The sequence below is a fragment of the Mucilaginibacter sp. SMC90 genome, from assembly GCF_022811725.1.
Classification (GTDB): domain Bacteria; phylum Bacteroidota; class Bacteroidia; order Sphingobacteriales; family Sphingobacteriaceae; genus Mucilaginibacter.
This window is the reverse complement of the sequence record NZ_CP094527.1, coordinates 4,939,741-4,958,578: the sequence shown is the minus strand read 5'-3', so window position 1 is coordinate 4,958,578 and position 18,838 is coordinate 4,939,741. Positions and strand designations below refer to the sequence as shown.

Genomic DNA, 18,838 nt, shown 5'->3' with positions numbered 1-18,838 from the left:
TTTGTGTGTTATTTTCAAAACGGAGCTGAAAAATTCCACGCTCCGCACTGCCTGTATCTTGATTATATTTCCTCTGCAATCGGGAAATCTATTTCGAGTTCGGTTAAGTTATGGATGTAATTGGTGATAATCTTGTCGCCAACAGTGATAACAACATCGATGAGATTGGCTTCAGTATAGCCTGCTGCGAAGAAGCCTTCAACTGCGGGCCGGGTGGCGCGGCCACGGTTCTGAACTACTGATTTTGTGAATTTGGCCAAAGCATCCAGTTTGTTATCAAAGGGGGCATGACCGCGGCGGATATCCAGTATCTGTTCATCTGTGAAACCATTCAATTTGCCTAAAGCAGTATGAGCGGCCCGGCAATAATTACATTCGTTGATCTGGCTGGTTACCAGGTTAACCACTTCTCTTTCTTTACCACGCAGCGTGCTTTTGCGATTTTGCAATGTAAGATAGTCGCCTAATGCAGTTTCATTTTTTGCGAAATAAGCATACAGGTTTGGTACAAAACCTAAACCTTTTTGAAGGCTATCAAAAATTGCCTGGTTGTTGGCTGATACTTCTGATCTGGTGGGCACTGTGAAATTTGTTTGAGTTTCCATTATGCTGAATTTTTTAATTGTTGTTACGTCATTGTTGACATTACAAAGGTGGCATGAGGGCGCTCCCCGTTTCAATGAAGTAGATTAGGAAAGGATGTTGAAGTAGTTCAATATCTCAATTCTCTATATTTGTTATTCAGACCTTAATTATATGAGCCACCAGGATACTATTATTAGCTATGCTAAAAAGCATGTTGCCTTGACAGAGGACGAGGGGATACAATTTGCAGCAGCCTTTAAAGAACACAGAGTAAAAAAAAGACAGTTCATTATCCAACCCGATTTTACCGCTAAAAGCCGCTACTTTGTTTTAGATGGTTCCTTAAGAGCGTACGTAGTTGGCGACGAAGGGCAGGATCATACCATTCAGTTAGCAGTTGAGGAGTGGTGGATATCCGATTACAACAGCTATATATTTCAGCAGCCGGCCAGCATGTTTGTCATCGCCATGGAAGATAGCCTGTTATTCCAGTTGACACACGAGCAGGAAATTAAGCTAAAGGCTGAAAACCATAAATTTGAGACTTTTTTCCGCATCCTGGCCGAACGCTCGGTGGCATTCATGCAACGCCGAATTATCAGCAGCCTCACTCAATCTGCCGAAGAACGCTATGAATTGTTTATGGAGAAATATCCGTTGATGGTTAATAGATTCCCTCAGTACGTTATAGCTTCCTACCTGGGTATGACCACTGAATTTCTTTCCAAAATCCGCAATCAACGGGTTAAGCCAAAAAGTTGAAGTAGTTCAACCTTTTTTCCTAATCTACTTCATCTCCGGAAAATCAGTTGTGAGGCAACTTTGCATAGTCAAACAAAACAAGTAAAAAGATTATGAAAAAGTTAACAAACAAAGTAGCCCTGATCACAGGCGGAAGCAGCGGTATAGGTTTAGGTATTGCCCAATCATTTATAGCGGAAGGCGCAAAGGTTATTATTACAGGCAGGAATCAGTCGGCTTTGGATAGTGCCGTAAAAGAACTGGGCAGCGAAGCCACTGGCTTCCGGGGCGACGTTTCCAGTCTCACCGATCTGGAACAGATCTACCAGCAAGTATCTGAACAATTTGGAAAACTGGATATATTGGTAGCCAACGCAGGCGTATATGTGCTTAATCCATTGGCAGACTTTACCGAAGAACAGTTTGATAAAGTAAGCGATGTTAATTTTAAAGGCGCATTTTTCACAGTCCAGAAAGCGATTTCAGTGTTGAATGAAGGCGCATCGGTCATTTTGATATCTTCTACTGTAAACGGCAAAGGTGTGCCAAATCATGCAGCCTATTCTGCCACCAAGGCTGCGGTACGTTCTTTAGCGCGGAGCTTTTCGGTAGATTTGTTACCGTTGAAAATTCGCGTGAATACGTTGAGCCCGGGTCCAATTGATACACCGGTGTTCAATACAGTCGCAAGTTCTGCTGATGAAGCCAGGCAAATGGCAGAGAACATGGGCAACTTTACACCGGTAAAACGCCTTGGTAAGCCTTCTGAAATTGGAGCCGCAGCAGTATATTTAGCATCAGACGATTCAAGTTATCTGTTAGGCACCGAACTATTGGTTGATGGCGGGCTGCGCGATCTATAAATTAAAATAAGCTTTTAATAAGGAGTCAACCGTTTTTGGTGTATTTCATAAAAAAGCACCTGCGTGTGTGACGAAGGTTAGTTTTACATGAAAGCCTTCAGAACAGATCGACCCGGTTTATTTACAGATCGATTTTAGTATATTTGAATGCAGCATTTGCAGCTAATCTTTAAAATATAAAAGTGGTGAGTAAATCGATTAGTTCGAAAATGAAAACCCTTAAAATATCAATTTAAAGCGGGAAACAGGTGTGTATACAAATCCCTGTCTCCGCAAAACGCAAAAAAGGAAGAAATAGCAATAGTTCTTCCTTTTTTGTATTTATACAGTTAATGGCTTTGTACAATGGAAGCAGTAATATTTTGTGGCATTCAGGCAACTGGGAAAACTACTTTTTTTAAAGAGAAGTTTTTTAAAACGCACATGCGCATTTCCTTAGACCAATTAAATACAAGAAACAAAGAACTCCGGTTTATTGAAACCTGTATTCTCACGTTTCACCCTTTTGTAATAGACAATACTAATCCTTCTCCAGAAGAAAGGGCTAAATATATAGCCATTGCAAAAGCAAACAAGTTCAAAGTAACCGGATATTATTTTCAATCAAAACTGACCGATGCCCTGGATCGTAATAACCAGCGTTGGGGCAACGAGAAAATTCCTGAAATTGGAATAAAGGGAACTTACGGGCGATTGCGCCTGCCTTCTATGGACGAAGGGTTTGATGAATTGTATTATGTAACGGCCGAGAATAACACATTTACCGTAAAAGAATGGTCAAATGAAATTTGATAATTTGGATGTTAAAATGAGGGTTTACGAAACCTCACAAGACCGTTGCGTTTTACCTGATATGTATATTATTGCCAGGATTGATGGACGAGGCTTCACCCGGCTCACCAAAGAGGTGCATCAATTTAAAGCGCCATTTGATGAAAGGTTCCGCGACTTAATGGTTGAAACTGTAATACACCTGATGACCTGTGGTTTCAATGTGATTTATGGCTATACACAAAGCGATGAAATATCCTTGCTATTTCATCCCAATGAAAACCTTTTTGGAAGAAAGATCAGGAAATATATTTCTGTGTTGGCAGGTGAGGCCAGTGCCAAATTTTCTGTTGGGCTGGGAAGCGTAGGGGCTTTTGATTGTCGTATTTCTGAAATCCCCAACTCAAAATTGGTAGAGGATTATTTCAGATGGCGTAATGAAGATGCACACAGGAATGCTTTAAACGCGCATTGCTACTGGCGCTTGAGGCAAGATAATAACACCGTAGGTGAGGCTACCTCGAAAATTGAAGGCATGAGTATTGCGGCCAAAAACGAATTGTTGTTTCAATATGGCATCAACTTCAATAACGTTCCTACATGGCAAAAAAGAGGAATAGGTATTTATTGGAAAGATGTAAAAAAAGAAGGATTTAACCCCAAAACCAATGAGCATGTTTTGGTTGATAAGCGAATATTGCACACAGATTTCGAATTACCCTTGCGCGAAGAATACAACAGATTTATACAAAGTTTCCTGGAAAGCGTTTAGGATTGATGAAGCTTGCATAATGGGAGTAACCAACAAATTGTGATTTTCCTGTTATTAAACAGGCATTTTGCACTGCATTTTCGGTCAAGTAATTCAACGATTTGAAATATTATGATATAAATACAAAAAGCCCATCGGAGACAGGCTTTGGCAGGTGCAGAACACGCAGGGGTATTAAAATCTTGTTTGATAAGATTAAACAAATGTAATTTATAAAATTAAAACAAATGAACGAATAGGGTCCTTAAATCTCAAGAATTTGTTTTGAAGCAAATATTGGTAATTGATCATATTTACAAAAACTGCAAGTCCTTTTTAACTGCCCGCAAAGTGTTTACCCGTTCACTTTGCTGTGTTTGTATTCAGACGGGGGACAACCATATTTTGCTTTAAAAGCAGTTGAAAAATAATTGGGACTTGAAAACCCTACCTGGTAAGTGATCTCTGCAATACTCAGGTTTTCGTTAATCAATAAATAGCTTGCTTTTTTTAGCCGGCGGGTTAAGATATATTCATTTACTGTACAGCCTAAAAGCGCTTTTATTTTACGGTACAATTGTATCCTGGAGATTCCGATGAGCCTGCAGATATCTTCAATGCTAAAATTCTCGTTTGCAATATTTTTTTCTACTATGCCTGCAAAGTCATTAATAAATTTTTTATCGAGCGTTTTAGCTGCTGTCAACTTTTCGGGCCCGGTTATATCGCTTGAATAATGTTCACGCAGTATCTTTCTGTTTTTTAATAAGTTCTGTACTCCTGCCAGCAAATAGTCAAAGTTAAACGGTTTTGAAATGTAGAGATCGGCAAGGGAGTGCATGCCGGAAATTTTTTGCTCGTCGCTGCTTTGCGCAGTAAGCAATATAACCGGGATATGCGAAGTGCGCAGGTCTGTCTTTAAGCGTTGTACAATTTCCTTACCTGAGTATCCCGGTAACACCACGTCAGAAATGATGATATCCGGTACTTTTTCATAAGCCTGCGTAAAAGCCTGGTTTCCGTCGGCGGCTGTAAACACTTCAAAGTGCTCGCTGAATTTTTGGCAAAGGTATTGTAGCAGGTCGGCGTTATCTTCAACAAGCAAAATCGATAACTCTTTTGGCTCGGCACCAAGGTGTATTTCCCGGTCAGTTTGCAGATTGTCAATATCTGCCTGGTAAGCTTTTGACTGCTCATCCATATTGGGCCAGGTATCCTTGTTTTCTGTTTTTTCGTTATCGTTTAAATGAGCATCGCCTAATGGAAGTGTTATTTTAAACGTGGTGCCTTCCCATTTTTTTGTTGTTACCTCAATACAGCCGTGGTGTAAAAGAATGATCTCTTTTGACAAAGATAATCCTATGCCCGATCCAACCCGCGGGGCATTGTCTGCCTGGTAAAACTGATCGAATATGAGGGCGGCGTCTTCTTCAGAAATACCAACTCCGTTATCGTGGATATCTACATAAACAAAATCTTTATCCCTGCGGATATAAACTTTTATGGCACCTTCGCCCGAAATAAATTTGATGGCGTTTGAAAACAGGTTAAAGAAAACCTTATCAAGCATGTTTACATCAAACCATACCGGGATATTTTTTTCGGTTGGTACCAGGTAAAACTGGATCTTTAATTTTTTTGCATGGAACCTGAAACTTTCGATAATATCCCGTACATAAGCTACAATATTGTTTTCCGACGCTTTGATGGTGTTTTTATCTACTTCAATTTTTCGGTAATCAATTAACTGGTTAACCAGCTTTAAAAGCCTGAAAGCGTTTTGATTAACCATTTTTAACCCATTGCCGGCTATATCGCTTAACTTTTCATCTTTCAGCATATCATTCAACGGCGATAGCATAAGTGTAAGCGGCGTGCGGAACTCATGTGTAACATTGGTGAAGAAATTTAACCGGGCCTCGGTTGCGGCCTGCGCTTTGGCCGACATTTCGATCAACTGATTTCGTTGCAGCTGGATCTCTTGATTTTTGGCTTCAAGGCTTTTATTGATCTTCCTGTTTTCCATTAAAGAGTAAAAGGCAAGCCCCCCCGAAACAATGGCCATTACCAATAAAATAACAATGATGTTAAGCACTACCTGCTGACTTTTGTAAACCAGTTGCTGCTCTTTTAGTAAGCTTTGTTGTTTGATGATATCATTTTGCTGGCTGTTTATTTTATTAACCTGCATTTTCATCAACTGTACATTGGTTGAGTCAATAACCAGCGACTGCAATATGTTTTCGCGCAGAAAAGGCTCTTTGTTCAATATTTTAAATGCAGTTACAATAGCTTCCTTGCCGCTTGTAGGATAAACCAGGCTCGCGTCAATTAATTTATTATCAACCATCTCCATACCGCCGCCAATGCCGGGCAAGGCATCAACCCCAATTACTTTAACCGGCTTTACCGATTTTATGGAATTGAGAACAGTGCGCGTGCCGAGCGCCATATTATCGTTATGAGCAAAAATGGCGTTAACATCATTTAGTTTGTCTTTTATTTTTAGTAACTGCTTTTCTGCGTTTGCTTTGAGCCAGTCGCCGTAAATTTTGGTTTTTACATGGATGTTTGGAAACTGCTTAATGCCGTCCATAAAGCCACGGTCTCTTTCAATAGCCGGTGATGAGCCCGGAAGTCCCATAACTTCTACAAGATTAAGGTTCCCTTTATGGGTAGTTCCTAAATAATGACCGGCCAGTTTACCCAGTTCATAATTGTCGGCACCTATATAAGCCGTATATAATGAGGAAGAAGTTTTTCTGTCGATAATGATTACCGGGATATTGTTTTGATAAGCTTCGTCAACAATGGGGGTAAGGGGTTGTGCCTCATTAGGAGAAATGATGAGCAGATCTATTTTATCCCTGAGCATTTTTGATACCTGGCTCACCTGTGTTTTGCTATCGCCATGTGCATCTGCATAAATGAAATTGACACCGGGATGCAATGATAGCTCGGTCTTCATTTCGTTAAGCATGGTTTTACGCCACAAATCAAGCCCGGTACATTGCGAAAAACCAATTGTGTAGGTTTGATTTTTAGGTGCCTTATTACAGCTAAAGCTACTTATTACTGTTATGAATAAACACAATAGCAGGCCTGACAGATAAACAAGGCGGTTTTGTTGATACATGTTAACGAAGTAAAAATGTTTATACAGGTAATAATTGGCAGGAAAAGGCTTCCCATATCAAAATTAGGGATAATGTATCCAACCTAACAAATGTTGTACTGACATTTTTACTATTAAGCAATAGTGCTTATGGTACAATAACGAAGAATTGATGATACAGGATTGGAAATATCCCGTAGTTTATATGCTGTTTGTTTTTTAAGTATCTGATTTTTAGTTATTTAAATTAAATAACAATTTCAAACGTTTTTGATACTATTTCGCTACCGCCGCCAGGCGGTAAGGCAATATTTTGCGGTCAGTTAAACCAATTATAATAAACAACCATTTATGAATAAACATTCCGTCCTGGCGTGGTCCATGGTCGTAGCCCTTGGCGGCTTTTTGTTTGGCTTTGATACAGCTGTTATTTCAGGGGCCGAAAAATCGATCCAGCAGTTCTGGCACCTTTCTGTTTTCGAGCACGGACTTACCATTTCAATTGCATTAATAGGCACAGTGATCGGGTCTTTATTAGGTGCGCGGCCTTCAGATATTTTCGGGCGGAAAAACACTTTGTACTTTGTAGCTGCGGCCTACTTCTTATCGTCATTAGGTACTGCACTTGCCGATAACTGGTACATTTTTTTAGTTTTCAGGCTGCTGGGCGGCCTTGGCGTTGGTGTATCGTCGGTAACTGCGCCAATTTACATTTCAGAAGTTTCGCCTGCCGACCGCCGGGGGCGTTTGGTTGGTCTGTTTCAATTTAATGTTGTACTGGGCATCCTGATCTCTTATTTATCCAACTACCTGCTTAGCCAGGGCGGAGATACTTCATGGCGATGGATGTTAGGGGTACAAGCGTTTCCGTCGTTGCTTTTCATCACATTGATCTATTTTATACCTGAAAGCCCCCGCTGGCTCATCCTCAAAAAAGGCGAAGCAAGTAAAGCTTTGGAGATACTGCGTATCATCAACCCGCTTGATTGTGAGCAGGAGCTTGCAGCAATTCAGGCCTCTAACCTGCATGATAGTGTGGCCGATACCAGCCTTTTTTCGGGCCAATACAAAACGCCTGTTATCCTGGCGGTGTTGTTTGCTTTTTTTAACCAGGTTTCGGGAATTAATGCCATTATATACTATGCGCCGCGCATTTTTGAAATGGCTGGTTTGGGGGCACATTCATCGTTGCTGTCAACAGTGGGGATAGGGCTGGTAAATTTTATATTCACCTTGTTGGGTATCAATATTATTGACAGGGTTGGCCGGCGTACCCTGATGCTTGTTGGCTCAGTTGGTCTTATCATTTCCCTTTTTTTAGTAGCAGTAACGTTTTACTCAGGACATTTTAACGGGTTTGCAATCCCTATGTATATGATGTTGTTCATCGCTTTTTTTGCGTTTTCGCAAGGCGCGGTTATCTGGGTATTTATATCCGAGATTTTTCCTAACCAGGTGAGGGCCAAGGGACAAACGCTGGGGAGCTCAACACATTGGGTCATGGCCGCAATCATCGCCTTTTGTTTCCCTTACCTGGCCGAGTCACTTGGTGGTGCCGTTACCTTTTCCTTTTTCTGTGTGATGATGGTATGCCAGCTCATTTTTGTGTGGCGTTTTATGCCCGAAACCAAGGGGCGCTCATTGGAGCAGATTGAAACTAATATGGTTATGCATTAATCGCCGAAGCAATGAATGAAGTTAAAAACAACCATCAGGCCATTTGCTACGGAGAAATATTGTGGGATGTATTGCCCGACGGCCCTCAGCCCGGCGGCGCACCACTTAATGTAGCTTATCATTTAAATAAACTGGGAGTAAACACCGGTATTATCAGTAAAGTAGGTGAGGATATCAGCGGTTATCAGCTTGTCAGGCTGATTGAAAAGTGGGGTATAGGCAAAAGCTTACTACAACATGACGATGAATATGATACCAGTGAGGTTCGTGTTGTCCTAAACGAACAGAATGATGCCTCGTATGAAATACTATACCCGGTTGCCTGGGATTTTATTAATAAAAACGATAAAACTGCCGACGAAGTTAAGGCTGCCTCTTTTCTGGTTTATGGAAGTTTATCCTCCCGCAATCAAACCTCGCGCGATACTTTATCAGATCTGTTAGAGAACGAGGTAACGAAGGTATTGGACATCAACATGCGCGAACCTTATGTAAAGAAAGATATACTGAAGGAGCTTTTGCATAAGGCCGATGTCGCGAAATTCAATCTTTCGGAGCTAAAGCGTTGCAACGCACTTTTTGGAAGCCACTTTACGCTTGAGCAGGATCAGGTGAACTTCTTGCAGGAAACCTTCAGTATCCCCGAGATAGTTGTCACCAAAGGCGAAGCAGGTGCTTCCTATTATTCAAGATCAGGCTACTATCATGCAGCTTGTCCAAAGGTAAAAGTGGCGGATACAATTGGTAGCGGTGACGCATTTTTAGCGGCATTCATTGCCGGTTTGCACAATCATTATACTCCGCAGGAAGTGATCAGCAACGCTGCCGCTATGGGTGCATTTGTAGCCTCAAAGAAAGGAGGTTGCCCCGAATACCAGATTCCCGATTTCTTGAAATTCAAAAGCCAATAATTTTTTAACCAAATATAAATCTATAATGAGAAAACTATTACTAACCTGCTGTATCATGCTTATAATAGCAATAAGCAGCTACGCACAGGTCCGGACAATTTCCGGCACTGTGACCGACAAAGCCTCCGTACCGCTGGAGGCAGTTACCGTAACGGTAGAAGGCGGAAAATCATCAGCACTAACGGATGCCAAGGGTAATTTCAGCATCCAGGCTTCCGTAGGCCAAACCCTTAAATTCTCGTACGTTGGCAGCAAAGCCATAACTGTTGTTATTAAAAATACCGAAAATTTAAGTGTAATACTTGATCTTGGTGCCAATGATCTTAATGAAGTAGTAGTTACCGGCTACACTTCTGAACGTAAAAAGGATTTGACCGGAGCTGTAACCGTGGTGAAAATGGCAGATATCCAAAACATCCCGGCAGGTAACCCTATTAAAGCGTTGCAGGGCAGGGTACCGGGGCTTACCGTTACCCAGGATGGCTCACCCAACGGATCTGTTGTTGTAAGAATGCGCGGGCAAACAACTCTCAATATTAACAGCGACCCGCTATATGTTATAGACGGTATCCCTACACAGCGCGGCTTGCAGGAAATCAATCAAAACGACGTGGAATCTATCCAGGTTTTGAAGGATGCATCGGCCGCAAGTATTTATGGGTCAAGGGCTGCGGCAGGTGTTATTATTGTAACCACTAAAAAGGGAAAGAATGGCGTGAAACGGATAGATGTTGACGCTTCTACCTCCATACAATATTACAACAGCAAGATTTCGGTTTTAAATACCGAGCAGCACGGCCGTGCTTATTGGCAGGCTGTAGTGAATGACGATCTGTTTGGCCCTGCGGCATCAAACCCCTATGATCCGTCAACAACTAATGGCGTTTATAAATACGATTGGAATAAGGATTACAAAAATCCGGTTTTAAATAAAGTAATTATCCCTGAGTTTGTAGATGCCGCCAAGACCATGCGGTCGGCAAATACAAGCTGGTTTGATGAAATTTCGCAGCCGTCTGTTTTGCAGCAGTATAATATCGCCGCATCCAATGGCGGGCCAAATGGTACATCTTTCCTTTCATTAGGATATTTTGATAACCAGGGCATCATTAAAAAAACAAGGAGCCAGAAAATAACCGCTCGCGCTAATGTTGACTATAACTTTTTCAATGGCCGCTTAAAAATTGGCGAAAACCTGAATGCCACCTACTTTAAAGATGCCCAATTGCCAACCGGCGATATTACTAACCTTTCCATCATCGAAAACCCGATAATCCCTGTACATACTATTGACGGTGGATGGGGCGGCCCTGTAGCCGGTATGGACGATCGTCAGAACCCGGTAAGGCTTATCGAAGATAACAAGCAAAATCACAATAACTTCGGCAGGATACTGAGCAGTACATACATTGATCTGAACATTTTACCTGGTTTAAACTTTAAAACAAGTTTTGATGTAGATTACGCAGGCAGTTACTATCGTACCTTGTTGAAGCCGTACCAGTCGGGCTTTTTGTCAAGTACCATTGCGCAGGTAACTACAGATTTTGATTACAGCGGTTCGCTTACCTGGCAAAATATCTTAACCTATGATGTTACCCTGTACAAAAAGCATAAGATAAACGCTTTGCTGGGTGCCGAAAGCATTAATAACCATAATCAGGGCTTTATTGCAAGTGCGCAGGGCTTAGCTGTTGCAGATATTGACTATGCTTACCTTACACAGGGTACTTCAAATATCCTTGCAAACGGCAGTGGCAACGCCGATGCGCTGCAGTCATATTTTGCTAAAGTAAATTATACTTATAATGATAAATACCTTTTGTCAGGTACTATCAGGAGGGATGGTTCCAGTAAATTTGGTGCCAATAACAGGTACGCTTACTTTCCTGCGGCATCGGTAGGCTGGCGCGTTAGCCAGGAAAACTTTATGAAGGCTATCCCTGCTATATCCGACCTGAAACTTCGCTATAGCTGGGGGCAAACCGGTAACCAAAGTATTCCAGCCTATGCTACCTATTCGCTGTTCCAGTCCATTTACGCAACCGACCTTACCTGGAACCCAAGTGCAGGCAGTGCTTATGATATTGATGGTCGTGGTACAGGTACACTGCCTTCGGGCTTCACCGCTACCCAAACCGGTAACCCCGACCTGAAATGGGAAACTACTACTCAATCAAACATTGGTATTGATTTCGGCTTGTTCGGCAGCGCAATTACCGGTTCGTTGGAATACTATGTTAAAAACACCAAGAACATTTTATTGAACCCTCCATATTTAGGTGTAGTAGGCGAAGGCGGAAATGAATGGATCAATGGTGCTTCGCTCCAGAACAAAGGTATCGAGGCTATTATATCTTATAACAAACAAATTACCAATGATCTGTCGATAGGGTTAACCGGTAATATAGCTCACAACGCACTTAAAATTACTTACCTGCCAAACAATGCCATTATTGCTTACCCTGGAAATGGCACAACCAACACCATTATTGGCCGTACCCCGCATTCATTTTACGGTTGGGTAGCTGAAGGTTTATTTACTACGCAGGCTGAGGTTGATAACTCGCCAGAGCAGCCGGGCAAAGGCCTGGGCAGGATCCGTTATGCTGATTTGGACGGCAATGGTGTTGTTGATAATAACGACCAAAAATACATCGGTACATCAGATCCGGATTTTGTTTACGGTTTAAACACTACCATCAACTACAAAAGTTTCGACCTGTCATTCTTCTTCCAGGGAGTAAAAGGCGGCGTGGTATCAAACACTTATAAAAGTTTAACAGATTTTACATCACTTGCGCCCGGTGCCAACTGGGGTACCAGGGTACTTGACGCCTGGACTCCGCAAAACCCAACCTCAACTATACCGGCGTTGTCAATGGCTGGTGCCAATAACGAGGGGCGTTCGTCAACCTACTTCCTGGAGTCGGGCAGTTACCTGAAACTCAGAAATGTTCAGGTGGGCTACGATCTTAAAAATGCGCTTAAGAAATTGAAACTGTCAAGAGCTAAAATTTATGTACAGGCTTCAAACCTGCTTCGTTTCAAAAGCTCATCGTATACAGCGCCCGATCCGGAAAATCCAAGTAATGCGTACCCAATTCCGGTTGTTACAACCATCGGCATCAATTTATCATACTAATCATTACAACTATGAAAAAAATAAAATATATAACAGCGCTGGTACTGCTTTTAGCTTTTGCCGCCTGTAAAAAAAGTTTAGATAAATTACCGCAGGGTGTGGTATTTAACGAAACCCTGGAGACCCCGACCAATGTTGATGCCATGGTAATTGCTGCATATTCGGCTTTGGGAAATGACCATTGGAGTGTTCCTTATACTACCATGTGGGCTTACGGAAGCGTAAGGGGAGGTGATGCCTATAAAGGCGGCGGCGGTACCGGCGACCAAAGCGATGTTAACGCTTATGAGTTATTTTCGCTTAACCGGGTTGACATCGGCGAATCTGACGGTACCTGGTACAGGCTGTATATTGGGGTGGCACGCTGTAATACCGCATTAACACTCATTAATGGTATGAACACAACCGACTATCCTCAAAAACAACAGAGGCTTGCTGAGGTAAGGTTTTTACGTGCTCACTTTTATTTCCTGTTAAAGATCTTGTTTAACCGGATCCCGTATATTGATGAAAGTATTCCGAAAACAAAATACGATACCATCTCCAACCGCAGCTATTCGAGCGATGCCCTTTGGACTAAAATAGCTAACGACTTTAAATTTGCCGCTGATAATTTGCCTGTAACCCAGGCAGAGGTAGGCAGGATCACCAAAGGTGCTGCACAATCATACCTGGCCAAAACATTGCTGTATCAGGCTTATAAGCAAGATGATCAAAACAATGTTACAACTATTGATCAGGCTAAATTGCAACAGGTAAATACCTATTGCGATAGCGTGATCAATTCGGGTAAATATGCTTTATCTGCCGATTTTGCCAACAACTTCCTCTCACAGTATGAAAACGGCCCCGAATCTGTTTTTGCTATCCAGTTTTCAAAAAGCGATGGCAGCCCACAGGGGCGTGTTGATGCCGGCGTGGGCGTAAATTATCCGATGAATGTAGAGTATGGCTGCTGCGGTTTCCATCAGCCAAGCAGTAACCTCATTAATGCCTTTAAAACTGATACCAAAGGGTTACCAATGATCACTACTTACAATGATCATGACATTGTGCCATCGGCCGATTATAAAACAAACTCGTTTGATGTTAGGTTGGATCACACGGCGGCAATTCCAGGTCACCCGTACAAATATCAAACTAACCTGGTATTTGCAGCTGCATGGTGCCGCGACCCGGCTACTTATAACCAGTTTATGAGTTTGAAAGAAGTAGTGGCTTACACCGACCCTACGTTTATGAAATACCCGCCGTTTATGTCAAGCTCAAAAGACTGGCCGGTGATCCGTTATGCAGAGGTATTGCTGATGAAAGCAGAAGCACTTATCGAGCTCGGTCGTGAGTCTGAAGCATTACCACTGATCAACATGGTCAGGACACGGGCAAAAAACAGTACCGGTTTATTGAAACAGGCTGACGGTTCGGCCACGTCAAATTATTTAATGGATACCTATAAACCCGGCGTAAACTGTACGTGGAACAATGATTTTGCCCGCCAGGCATTGAGGTTTGAACGCAGACTGGAGTTTGCAATGGAAGGATACCATTTCTTTGATCTGGTACGCTGGGGTATTGCAGATAGTTTTATAAATGGTTATTTTACTATCGAAAAGACTCGTACTCCGCATCTTTCGGGCGCAGCCTTTAAGAAAAACCGCGATGAATACCTGCCTATTCCTCAAAACCAAATAAATTACAGTAAAGGCCTGTACAAACAAAATACCGGATGGTAAATTGCAGGAAGTTTTAATTTACAGGGAACTGCTCCGGAACATCGGGGCGGTTCTCATTATTGATAGTAATATGATAAAATTAAAATATCTGATTGTTTGCCTGTTAGGTTGTTTAACCTGTAGCATAAATAGTTTTGGCCAGCAGGTTACACTTGCATCCCTGCTACAGGAACAGGCAGATTTTAGTGCTGTTGCACGGTGGCCTCATCCATATTATTACGAAATGCAGGCCAGCAGTTATGATCGTAAATCTGTTTTGCCCAATCAGCCTGGCTGGTTTGCCAACGACGACAGATCACAATACATCAGAACCGAAACTGTAAACGGACGCCGCGAACTGGTGATGATGGACGCCGACGGGCCGGGGGCAATTGTGCGTTTTTGGCTTACTACTTTTAAACGTAATGGCAACATCAGGATTTATTTTGATGGAAGTAAAGAGCCCACTATTACTGTACCTGCTTATGACCTGATGAAGAGTGGGTTGAATTTAGGTTCGGCTTTATTACAGGCGCACTCGAGTTATGAACCAAAAGAAAAGGGCGGAAGCACACTTTATTTGCCGATGCCTTATGCTAAACACTGCAAAATAACTTTTGAGGATAACGACCCCGATAACCAGCCACGTTATTATCAGGTGAACTATCGGAGCTACGCAGCGGGCGTAAGTGTAAAAACTTTTAACTTACAGCAGCTTCACCAGTTAAACAAGCTGGTGAATGATGTTAATGCAAAGCTCCTGCATCCGGATAATTTTATTGCAGGTAAGCGTATTAGTGCCCAAAATAACATTGCCGGAGGAAAGCAGGTTACAATTAATTTACCAAAAGGATCGGCTGCTATTCGTTATCTCGTTATAAAACTCAAAACACCAAACAATGACGATTATGATCAGGCACTCCGTTCAACTATATTGCAGATAAAGTTTGATGGTGAACAAACCGTATGGTGCCCGGTAGGTGATTTTGCCGGAAGTGGTGTAGGGGCCAGGCCACTACAAAGCTGGTACCGTACCATCGGTCAAGACAGCAGCCTGACCAGCCGTTGGGTGATGCCTTATCGCTCATCAGCGCAAATTTCATTGCTTAATATGGGTGATAAACCGGTGAGTGTTTCTGTACAGGCGGTTACCGATAAATGGACCTGGGATGTACAGACCATGTATTTTCATGCCAGCTGGAAAAATGAAAATAATGTTGTTATTAAACAAAATGAAGAAAATAAGCCGATTGAATGGGATTTGAATGCTATCAAAGGCAAAGGCGTATTTATAGGGGATGCTTTGGCCGTTTATAACCACATGCACAAATGGTATGGTGAAGGTGATCAGAAACTTTGGGTTGACGCTGAACATTTTCCGGCCGAATTTGGGACAGGAACCGAAGATTACTACAATACATCCTGGGCACCTGTAGTATTATATCAAACGCCTTTTGCAAATGCCCCGCGTGCAGATAATCCCGATTCATTTGGATATAATACCTTTACACGTACCAGGAACCTGGATGCTGTTCCGTTTGAAAAGGATTTCCGTTATAGCCTGGAAATGATTGGCTGGGAAAACGGGTCGGCAGATTTTGCAGCAACCACTTATTGGTACGGATTTAAAAATGCAAAAAGCAGCATTGCCGAAAAGCAAAGCCAGCCTACTCAATTACCAACTACTAAATAATAACCAAGACATTAAACTGTAAAATATGAAAAAAATTAAATTACTGTGCCTGGGATTGATCTCGATGACAGGTAGTGCATTAGCCCAGGAAAAAGGAGTGCCCACGCCGCAATGGCGACCTGCTTATCATTTTACGCCTCAAACCAACTGGACAAATGACCCTAACGGGTTGATATTTTTAAATGGGGAATTCAATTTATACTATCAGCATAATCCTTTCGAAAATAAATGGGGGCACATGAGTTGGGGCCATGCCACCAGTAAAGATTTGATTAGCTGGAAGCATTTGCCTGTTGCCATTCCCGAAATAATAACAAAGGATACAACTACCTGGATCTATTCAGGTTCGGCGGTATTGGATAAAAATAATACCAGTGGTTTTGGTACCAACGGCAAGCCGCCATTGGTAGCTATTTTTACTGCTGATCAGCCTAAACAAAAAAAGGAATCTCAGTTTATAGCCTACAGCAATGATGGGGGCTTAACCTACAAGCAATATGCACAAAACCCGGTTATAGACCTGAATATGCATGATTTTCGCGACCCGAACGTTTTCTGGCATGAGGAATCAAAACAGTGGGTTATGACCGTTTCAATGGTTGATGAGCATATGGTCCGTTTTTATGGTTCAAAAAACCTTAAAGAATGGACTAAGCTAAGCGATTTCGGCCCGGCTGGGTTTACCAAAAACGGGTGGGAATGCCCATCTATACTTCCGTTAGTGGTTGATGGTAATCCGGCTAATATCAAGTGGGTGCTTTTTGTATCGCTGGGCGGTGAGCATGGTCCGTTGATTCAATATTTTGTTGGTGATTTTGATGGAACAACTTTCAAAAACATTAATGATAACAGCAAAATATTAAAAGTTGATTATGGTGATGCCTTTTATGCGGCCATAGCCTGGCGGGATGCCCCTCAAAACAAAAAGATCCTGTTAGGCTGGTTGCAAAACGGCAGGCAGGAAACCTATCCATGGAAAGGGCAGATGTCCATCCCTCATGACCTTTCTTTAAAAACCACAAGCGAGGGTTTGGTACTTAATCAATTACCTTCAGTATTTGTAACTAAGGCTTTGCCTAAATATGCGGTAGGCAAACCTGTTGAAAAAAAGAATGTTTCTGTCAATAGTTCGGGATTGAAACTTCAGGGTGAGGGTAATGCATATTGGATAGATGCTGAGTTTGATATCAGAAATGCAAAAAAAGCAGGCTTTAATGTAGTTGAAAAGGCAGGCACCGATAAAAAAGTAATAGTTGGTTACGATGCCGAAAAGCAACAGCTTTTTGTGGATTGCGCGGGCTCCGAAAAAAATAATAAATCGCCCGAAAACCTGGTACAAACGGCACCAATGAGCATAACAAACGGTATTGTCAGGATCAAAGTATTGGTTGACAGGTCATCGCTTGAAGTGTTTGGTAATGATGGAGAAAAAGTAATATCAACCATGATCTACCCGGACAAAGACGCCACAGGTTTATCTGCCTTTGCCGATGGGGAAGCTGTAGTTAAAACACTCAAATTGTGGAACTTAAATCGAGGTGATAAATAATCACTGAATTTGTAGAAGATGTGAAAAGCCGGTGTGTTAGTATGTAACACACCGGCTTTTCTTTTGCCAGCGTGCGCAACGGTTTTTAATTCAGATCAATCAGTTTGATTAAATTGTTGCAAAAGTTTTTTAAATGATTCGTCAGAAGGGGCCGCAAAGTCTTTTATGCCATCAAGTGCTTCTTGTCCCAATATCATAGCTCTTGCCAGCATGCGGTTTTCATATGCTGCAACGGCCGTTTGCAGATCTTTAAATTCACCGCTTGTAAGGCATTCAGTTAAATCTAAGGCATCCAGCATTGCAGTATTTACCCCTTCGCCTGACGGTGGCATCAAATGAGCAGCATCCCCAATGAGGGTAACGTTTTCTTTTGTGTTCCAATTTTGATTTAACGGAAAATAATTCAATGGCCTTGGCGTAAATTGGGTGCAGGCTTTAAAGAGTGTAAAAAATATAGGGTTCCATCCCTCATAACATTGAACTAAATAAGCATATACGGCTTTGCTATCATTAAAGTTTATGCCGCTTGTCCTTATCCAGTTTTCAGGGTACAGGGATGCAGCATAAAATGTCAGTCCGCCATCGCCCCTTGGTTGTGCAGCAATAGTTTTTCCTGCACCCATGGCAATCAAATTGGCATTATTAACTAATGCGTACATTTCGGCACAATCTTTTTCGGGATGTTCAACCTCTCCCTGGATAATTGTTGCACCCGAATATAGCGCCTGTATGTTTGTTACATAAGTACGGATATTTGAACGATGACCATCGGCTCCGATCACTATATCTGCAGTAGCGGTTGTGCCATTTTTGAACTGAAGTTCCCAGCTATTATTTATCTGTTTCATTTCGGCAAACTGACTGTCCCAAACAACAGTTCCGGGCAAAAGAGCATCTATTAAAAGATCTCTCAATGCACCTCGGTCAATCTCCGGCCTGAAGTTTTCATTGCCAAAATCATCTGCAGCTCCCTGGCTACTTTCGTCAAGACAGATGTTAGCATCCTTATCAACCATACGGTATTTATCGGCCCCCTGCATATAATTAGCTTTAAAGGTATCCATTAAACCGGCGGCTTCCATTACCTTCAAACCCGAATCAAAATGCAGGTCAACAATTGCTCCCTGCACACGGGCCGTCTGGTCAAAGTCACGCTCATAAACTTTGACGCTTGCCCCTTTAAGTTGTAATAGCCGGGCCAAAGTTAATCCGCCCGGGCCGCCGCCAACTATAGCGATTTCTTTATTTTGTAAAAGATCTATTGTTTTTAATGTTGTCATTGTATAGCTATTTTAATTGATACAAAGCAACATGATTTGGATAGG

Annotated in this window: 13 protein-coding genes; 10 read left to right on the top strand and 3 right to left on the bottom strand. The window is 42.1% G+C overall.

Going from position 1 to position 18,838, the window contains the following annotated elements; translation table 11 throughout:
- Nucleotides 1–62 precede the first annotated feature (62 nt).
- The gene (locus tag MTO98_RS20760) at nt 63–605 is read right to left on the bottom strand and encodes a carboxymuconolactone decarboxylase family protein (RefSeq protein ID WP_243480902.1); all 543 of its coding nucleotides are present in this window, start codon (nt 603–605) and stop codon (nt 63–65) included.
- A 151-nt stretch (nt 606–756) separates the two neighbouring features.
- On the opposite strand from MTO98_RS20760, the gene MTO98_RS20755 reads away from it, so the two are divergent.
- The 4 genes from MTO98_RS20755 to MTO98_RS20740 all read left to right on the top strand — a co-directional run bounded on the left by MTO98_RS20755 (nt 757) and on the right by MTO98_RS20740 (nt 3,732).
- A complete protein-coding gene (locus tag MTO98_RS20755; protein ID WP_243480901.1) occupies nt 757–1,347 on the top strand; it encodes a Crp/Fnr family transcriptional regulator in 591 nt (196 codons plus the stop codon).
- Nucleotides 1,348–1,439: 92 nt separating this feature from the next.
- On the top strand, nt 1,440–2,189 hold the full coding sequence (locus tag MTO98_RS20750; RefSeq protein WP_243480900.1) for a glucose 1-dehydrogenase: 750 nt from the start codon (nt 1,440–1,442) through the stop codon (nt 2,187–2,189).
- A gap of 345 nt (nt 2,190–2,534) precedes the next feature.
- The gene (locus MTO98_RS20745) at nt 2,535–2,981 is read left to right on the top strand and encodes a hypothetical protein (protein ID WP_243480899.1); all 447 of its coding nucleotides are present in this window, start codon (nt 2,535–2,537) and stop codon (nt 2,979–2,981) included.
- Nucleotides 2,971–3,732, top strand: a complete 762-nt coding sequence (locus MTO98_RS20740; protein ID WP_243480898.1) for a tRNA(His) guanylyltransferase Thg1 family protein — start codon at nt 2,971–2,973, stop codon at nt 3,730–3,732. The genes MTO98_RS20745 and MTO98_RS20740 overlap by 11 nt, the downstream gene beginning before the upstream one ends.
- A 334-nt stretch (nt 3,733–4,066) precedes the next feature.
- On the opposite strand, the gene MTO98_RS20735 is transcribed toward MTO98_RS20740, so the two are convergent.
- Entirely contained in the window at nt 4,067–6,847 is a 2,781-nt protein-coding gene (locus tag MTO98_RS20735; RefSeq protein ID WP_243480897.1) for a substrate-binding domain-containing protein, read from the bottom strand.
- Nucleotides 6,848–7,177: 330 nt separating this feature from the next.
- Here MTO98_RS20735 and MTO98_RS20730 point away from each other — a divergent pair, with 330 nt between their 5' ends.
- From MTO98_RS20730 to MTO98_RS20705, 6 genes are all read left to right on the top strand, one after another.
- The gene (locus tag MTO98_RS20730; protein ID WP_243480896.1) at nt 7,178–8,503 is read left to right on the top strand and encodes a sugar porter family MFS transporter; all 1,326 of its coding nucleotides are present in this window, start codon (nt 7,178–7,180) and stop codon (nt 8,501–8,503) included.
- Nucleotides 8,504–8,514: 11 nt separating this feature from the next.
- On the top strand, nt 8,515–9,414 hold the full coding sequence (locus MTO98_RS20725) for a carbohydrate kinase (protein WP_243480895.1): 900 nt from the start codon (nt 8,515–8,517) through the stop codon (nt 9,412–9,414).
- A 25-nt stretch (nt 9,415–9,439) separates the two neighbouring features.
- Nucleotides 9,440–12,559, top strand: coding sequence for a TonB-dependent receptor (locus MTO98_RS20720; protein WP_243480894.1), 3,120 nt, complete (start codon nt 9,440–9,442; stop codon nt 12,557–12,559).
- A gap of 11 nt (nt 12,560–12,570) precedes the next feature.
- Complete coding sequence (locus tag MTO98_RS20715; protein ID WP_243480893.1) at nt 12,571–14,292, top strand: RagB/SusD family nutrient uptake outer membrane protein; 1,722 nt, start codon at nt 12,571–12,573, stop codon at nt 14,290–14,292.
- Between the two features lie 70 nt (nt 14,293–14,362).
- Nucleotides 14,363–15,964: a glycoside hydrolase family 172 protein gene (locus tag MTO98_RS20710; protein WP_243480892.1), complete on the top strand. Its 1,602-nt coding sequence runs from the start codon at nt 14,363–14,365 to the stop codon at nt 15,962–15,964.
- Between the two features lie 25 nt (nt 15,965–15,989).
- On the top strand, nt 15,990–17,513 hold the full coding sequence (locus MTO98_RS20705) for a glycoside hydrolase family 32 protein (protein ID WP_243480891.1): 1,524 nt from the start codon (nt 15,990–15,992) through the stop codon (nt 17,511–17,513).
- A gap of 95 nt (nt 17,514–17,608) precedes the next feature.
- Here the strand turns inward: MTO98_RS20705 and MTO98_RS20700 are convergent, their stop codons facing one another.
- The gene (locus tag MTO98_RS20700; RefSeq protein ID WP_243480890.1) at nt 17,609–18,793 is read right to left on the bottom strand and encodes an NAD(P)/FAD-dependent oxidoreductase; all 1,185 of its coding nucleotides are present in this window, start codon (nt 18,791–18,793) and stop codon (nt 17,609–17,611) included.
- Nucleotides 18,794–18,838: the final 45 nt, after the last annotated feature.